We start from the raw sequence: 853 nt of genomic DNA, 5'->3' as shown, positions 1-853 counted from the left end.
AAGTATATCATTTTTATAAATAACATTCTATTAAACTTTTAAAAAGTTTAATAGAAAAATCCTACTCCAAACAACTGTTAATCTAAATAAAATTTAATTTGAAAATTATTTAGTCTTAAATACTTTCTACCGCCTTACGTATTAACTTACTCATTACGCTACTCTCCACTCCGTTACTTAATACTCCAGTTGGTCATCAAAAAAAATATAATTAATACTCCCTACCTAAGTCATTGAGTTTTTTTACTTTAATATTTCTTTATCTAAACCTCATACTATTTTCTCTTCTCTTATCTACAAGATCTATTGCCCTAGGTAATGCTGGTGCTATAATATCCTCTGTTGTTGCTAACCTTCCATACTCAGAAATTACAAAAAATCCATTAATTAATTCTAAAAGTATTTGAGTATTTCTATCAGTATCATTACTAGATTTTTTAATTTCTTTCATATCAAATTTGATTTGTTCTGCTACTTCTTTTGCTATTATTTTAATCATAGCTTCTGTTGTAATATCTGAATTTTGTCTATGCTCTCTAATTATTAAATCTAATGCTTCACTACTATATTTAAGATTATTTTTCTCTTTAACTTCTTCTATGTACTCTACATTTTTTTCTGTCATTTTATATTCTTTTCTTATTCTTGCCATCTTAAATTTAACTCCTTTTACTTTTTTATTAAGGGCTTTGCCCTCGCTATGCTCACCCATAAACTTAAAAAAAGTTTAATCAAATCCAAATATGAATTATAAAATATCTTAACTGGAAATTATACCTGTAGATATTTTATAAGAGCATAAAGAGAAACTGCCCCCAAAAATTTTGTGGGGCTAGGCAAAGCCTAGCATTTT

General features: G+C 26.7%; 1 protein-coding gene. It reads right to left on the bottom strand.

The annotated features are described in order from the left end of the window. Positions 1-259: 259 nt before the first annotated feature. Positions 260-652 carry a hypothetical protein gene (locus HCG70_RS17265; RefSeq protein WP_221698082.1) on the bottom strand — a complete coding sequence of 131 codons (393 nt, stop codon included), beginning with the start codon at positions 650-652 and terminating at the stop codon, positions 260-262. Positions 653-853 lie beyond the last annotated feature (201 nt).

Origin of the sequence: Clostridium sp. K04, from assembly GCF_019734375.1 — a bacterium.
In the GTDB taxonomy this organism is placed as follows: Bacteria; Bacillota; Clostridia; order Clostridiales; family Clostridiaceae; genus Clostridium; species Clostridium saudiense.
The sequence above is the reverse complement of the archived record's forward strand: the minus strand, read 5'-3'. Positions and strand labels throughout refer to the sequence as shown.

Bases quoted from the DNA above. Each gene is read 5' to 3' on its own strand.
- HCG70_RS17265 (WP_221698082.1), bottom strand. From the start codon at position 652: ATGGCAAGAATAAGAAAAGAATATAAAATGACAGAAAAAAATGTAGAG.